The following is a 5,165-nucleotide window of genomic DNA, read 5'->3' as shown; positions in this document are numbered from 1 at the left end:
TACTTGTTGAGGAGGCAGAACCATTAACTGATGCAGATGTATTGACAACACCTACAGATGCGCCAAGGAACGGTTTCACCTGAGAGGGGCCAATATAATACCGCAGGAAAGGAGCTATCCCGATCTGAGTTAGTTTGCTATTGTCAGCCCCAAGATGATAAAAGGGTATCCCAGCCCCAACGACCAGTCCATTACTGACAAACCAGCCATAGGTTGGCTGAAGGCTGATAATTGTTGCTTTATTTGTATTACCTGAGGTTGGAATAATTACATTGGCAACATTAACGCCCATCAGGCGATTACCCTTCTCCGTTTGAGCCATTGCGCTCGAAAACCCTGCAATAACCAGAGCGATTGTACAGACGATTGCTTTCATAACGTGCATATATGTTTAGTGTAATGAACATATAGCAAGACAATACAACCGCTTTTTTGTTTGTACAAGCGCACCAAAATTCAACAAAAAAGGCCCGATCAGAGATCAGGCCTTTACGCAATAAACAGAAAATCAATTACTTATCACTTACCAATCAGCGCTTTCTTGAACGTACCGTCAGAACTGAACAATAATACGCCACGCTTATTGTCGGCTGTAGTAATCGACACAACGTAATCGCTGGTTGTGCTATCCTGCCCCGCTTTGTTGATCGTTGCGCCTGCATAGTTGGTTGTGATGTAGGCCGTAATAGCCGCTGGCAGACTGGATACGGCCACTTCTGTCAGAGTAGCACCAGGACTACCCGGACGACCATGATGCGTGCTATCACCTACGGCTGGTTTGGGATGGTGAAGCGAATCGCCATGCATGTGACGAAGCGAGTCGCCGGGTGCATGATGAAGAGAATCACCGGGCGCATGATGATGCGTTGAATCTCCACGCGCGTGACCAAATCGCATCTCAGCCTCTTTCACAAATGTTCCATCTGCCTTGAAGAGCAATAGTTTTAGCGAGTTATTCACCGTAATGGCAACCAGAAAATTTCCATCCGCATCTGTCCGGGCATCTTTGATCGTTGCCCCCGCATAGTTCGTTGTAATGTAGGTGGTAACGGCAGCTGGCAAGCTCGACACAGCGACTACAGTCAGGTTATGCGGTCCAGTAAGTGAACTACTGGTAACTCCACTCGTCCGGGCTGATGCATCATCCGTAGGATCAACGGCAGTCTTGTTGCAGGCATTCAACCCCACGACCAAAGCCACCACACAACTGAACACAAGCAATGTTTTCATACGTATCATCGGTTGGTTTTGTTAAAAAAATAAAACGGAAAAATAAGATAGCACCAGCTTCGTTTTCTGGCACATCTCTCCTTACGTGATGACTATGCATAGCGTTGCAATGATCAAAAAAAAGAATACTAAAACGAGTAAATTGAGCAGATAGGGCCATATATGCTTGAAATAACAATATGGATCGACTAGGTAGTTAGTGGCCTTTCGCCTACAACCCAACCCAAAAAAAGGTAAGCTCAGGCAGGTAGCATTTATAGCAAAAACCGACATCCGCCTAATTCTGGCTACATTGGGACTCAAAGGCTTTTTTGTGAAAAGCGGGGCAATGCGTTATAAATCTTCACTTTTATAGCGTTTTATTTGCACAACGATTCGGTATTCCATATTCTATTTGGCCATTCTGCCAATTGTAAATATATTGTTCCATGAAAAAACAAAAAACCCGCCAGGCTCAGTCACAATCACTCAATGGTATGACACAATCGCAGGGTCAATCTGCGACCAATTTTTCCTTTACAGATTATCAGACTGAGGATTTTTTTGATGAGATGTTTGCCAACGAGACGCAGGTGCGGGCCGGGTACGTCCCTTTTCAGCAGCGTGTTGAGCAACTCACCCGTGAGGACCTTATTGGTCGGCAGCACGCGGCCGAACGTGCGTTGATGAGCATGGGTATTACGTTCAATGTGTATTCGGAAGGCGAAGGCACGGAACGGATTATGCCAATTGACATTATTCCCCGTGTAATTGAATCGGCCGAATGGAACCGGCTGGAAGAGGGTTTAATTCAGCGCATCAAGGCCATCAATATGTTCCTGGATGATGTATACAACGAGCAACGGATCCTGAACGACGGCGTTGTACCCCGCGATCTGATCGAGTCCAGTAAATCATTTCTGCCGGCCTGTCTGGGTGTACGCCCACCTAAAGGCATCTGGTGCCATATTACGGGTACCGATCTGATTCGGGGTGACGATGGGACAATGATGGTACTTGAAGATAACCTCCGTTGCCCATCGGGAGTATCTTACATGCTTGAAAACCGCGAGTTGATCAAACAGACTTTTCCCGAAGTACTCACTCAAACAGGTGTTCGGCCCGTATCTGATTACCCAATGCGTCTGCTCCAGATGCTTCAGTTCATTGCCGATCGCCCTAACCCGACAGTGGTTGTACTGACGCCCGGCATTTATAACTCGGCTTATTTTGAGCACTCCTATCTGGCCCAGCAAATGGGTGTTGAACTGGTTGAAGCCCGTGATCTTGTTGTATCAGGTGGGTATGTAAAAATGCGTACTACCAAAGGGTTTCAGATCGTAGACGTGATTTACCGACGCATCGACGATACATTCCTGGACCCTCAGTCCTTTAACCCAGACTCGATGATTGGGGTACCGGGCATTTTTGAAGTTTACAAAAAAGGGCGGGTGGCGCTGGCTAATGCACCTGGCACAGGTGTTGCCGACGACAAAGTGATTTATGCGTACGTACCCCGTATTATCCAGTATTATCTGGGCGAAGAAGCTATCATTCCAAACGTGCGAACCTACATTTGCCGGGAAGAAGACGATTGTAAATATGTGCTGGAAAATATTGAGCAGTTAGTTGTTAAAGAAGCGAACGAAGCAGGTGGATACGGCATGCTCATCGGGCCAAAAGCCACACCCGAAGAACATGAATTGTTTCGCCAGAAAATAAAGGAAAATCCCCGTAACTACATTGCTCAGCCAACCATCTCGCTCTCCCGGGTACCGTGCATAGTGGGTGACCATGCCGAGGGCCGTCACGTAGATCTGCGCCCCTACATTCTTTATGGCGATGGCGTCAATGTCATTCCGGGTGGCCTGACACGCGTGGCGCTTCGCAAAGGGTCGCTGGTTGTCAACTCTTCGCAGGGCGGGGGTGGTAAGGATACGTGGGTGCTGTATTAAGTTTGAAGTTTGTAGTTCGGGGTTTGACGTTGGCTCTCGAAGAACGTCAAACCCCGAACTACAAACTTCAAACGTATAACTCCTTACCTTTACATCCCCAACTACTCAAAAACTGCTTTGCCGGATCTAAGTATCATAATTGTCAATTACAAAACCCCTCAGCTGATTCTTGATTGTCTGACTTCGGTTCATACCTATACCCAATCCATCAGTTTTGAGGTATTAGTCATTGATAATCAGTCAAACGATACCAGCCAGACCATTATCCAGGCATCTTTCCCAACAGTACGCTGGTTTCAGATGGGATACAATTCGGGCTTCGCACGAGCGAATAACCTGGGTATCCGGCAGGCACAGGGTCGATTTATTCTCCTTCTCAATTCCGATACACTTCTGATCGACGATGTTTTGGGGCATTGTGTTCAGGTACTGGATAAGCAACCTGATGTTGCCGCCGTTAGTGCACTACAATTACAGGCCAACCGTCAGATTCGCCCAAACCTCTATACAACCTTTGGGCAAATGCGCCGGGCATTCTACATTTTGCCCGGTGGCGAAGCTTCTGAACGATTTCTGAATCGGCTAATGCCTGATCCACACTATGCAGACCCTAACCAGGTCGAGTGGCTCTCAGGTGCTTTTTTGATGACTCGTCCTGCTGTCATTGCTAAAGCGGGCATGCTGGACGAGAGTTTTTTTATGTACGGGGAAGATGTAGAATGGGGGTATCGACTTGGGAAGCAGGGCCGACTACTGTTACTACGGGATCAGAAATTTGTGCATCTGGAATATGGCAGTAGCGAAGACAACCAGCAACATATTGTCACGCATATTAACCGCTTCAAATCGCAGGTTCAGGTATCGCAGTTACTATGGGTCCGAAAGCAGTATGGGATTGGTGCTTATCTGGTACTCATGCTGCATTATATCCTGATGATTCCCGTTGTATTCATCTGGAAAATAGCCGTTAATCTTCGCGATCGTCGGAAGCCCTGGGCGGATCTGGACAACCAGTGGGCATTTACGAAACAGGTGGGTATCTTTCTGCGATTTTTCTGGAAAACGCTGCTTAATAAACCTGGATTTTATAAAGTCTGACAGCTCGCCAGAGGAAACACCAAAAGGGATACACTTTTTGGTACTGAAATCGTTGTAGTTGAAAACGGGATAATTTTATGCGGTTTGTTTACACTATTGGACTGATGGGCCTTTTTTTGGGCGCGGTGCTGTGTCCCACCAGTAGTCAGGCCACACACGTGCGGGCTGGGGAGATTACCACCAAACGGATTTCTCAAACCTCACTTACTTACCAGATTACCTTTACCGCTTATTTCGATGAGCTAGGGGGTAGAGCAGCATCTAACCAGGCGGAGTCATACACGATTTGTTTTGGTGATGGATCCACAGCCGAAGTCAAGCGAAGCATTCGAAAGGCGATCAATGGTAACACCTCATCCATTGACGTTTATACCACAACGCATACCTATCCGGGGCCGGGCGTGTATACCATTGGTGTCACCGTTCAAAACCGAAATCAGGGAACAATCAATTTACCTCCACCGGGTGAGTCACAGAATATTGCCTTTTTCGTATCGACAACGATTTTGATCAATGCAGCCCTGCTGACCAACTCCACCCCCGTCATGCTCAACCCACCCCTGGACTCAGGACGCGTGGGCCAGAAGTTCTGCCACAACCCAGCCGCCTTCGATGCCGATGGCGATAGCCTCGCCTACCGACTCAGTGTTCCCAAAACGTCCCTAACAACCAGCGGTTGCTCTGGACGAGATATCCCTGTCTATCAGACCCCAACTCGGTTTAGCACGTCCAGTGAAGCGGGAGGCACACCCACCTTTACCATCAATCCCATTACCGGCGAGCTCTGCTGGGATGCTCCGGGCCAGATAGGACAGTACAACTTTGCCTTCATCATTGAGGAGTGGCGCAACGGGGTGCTCATCGGGGAGATCACCCGCGACATGCAGATCATCGTCACCGATA

4 protein-coding genes and 1 pseudogene are annotated in these 5,165 nt (G+C 48.0%); 3 read left to right on the top strand and 2 right to left on the bottom strand.

The window, feature by feature from the left end; translation table 11 throughout:
• Both ACYVGO_RS34965 and ACYVGO_RS34960 read right to left on the bottom strand, forming a co-directional pair.
• Window positions 1-376: pseudogene (locus ACYVGO_RS34965) on the bottom strand (hypothetical protein); the annotation flags it as partial.
• Between the two features lie 143 nt (window positions 377-519).
• A complete protein-coding gene (locus ACYVGO_RS34960; RefSeq protein ID WP_460973347.1) occupies window positions 520-1,230 on the bottom strand; it encodes a PepSY-like domain-containing protein in 711 nt (236 codons plus the stop codon).
• A 428-nt stretch (window positions 1,231-1,658) separates the two neighbouring features.
• On the opposite strand from ACYVGO_RS34960, the gene ACYVGO_RS34955 reads away from it, so the two are divergent.
• The 3 genes from ACYVGO_RS34955 to ACYVGO_RS34945 all read left to right on the top strand — a co-directional run.
• Entirely contained in the window at window positions 1,659-3,164 is a 1,506-nt protein-coding gene (locus tag ACYVGO_RS34955; RefSeq protein WP_460973346.1) for a circularly permuted type 2 ATP-grasp protein, read from the top strand.
• Window positions 3,165-3,281: 117 nt separating this feature from the next.
• Entirely contained in the window at window positions 3,282-4,262 is a 981-nt protein-coding gene (locus ACYVGO_RS34950) for a glycosyltransferase family 2 protein (protein ID WP_460973345.1), read from the top strand.
• Between the two features lie 77 nt (window positions 4,263-4,339).
• A partial coding sequence (locus tag ACYVGO_RS34945; RefSeq protein ID WP_460973344.1) for a PKD domain-containing protein occupies window positions 4,340-5,165 on the top strand: 826 nt, incomplete at its 3' end.

It is taken from the genome of Spirosoma migulaei, assembly GCF_054776855.1.
Note: the sequence above shows the minus strand (reverse complement) of the source record. Positions and strands in the feature narration are given on the sequence as shown.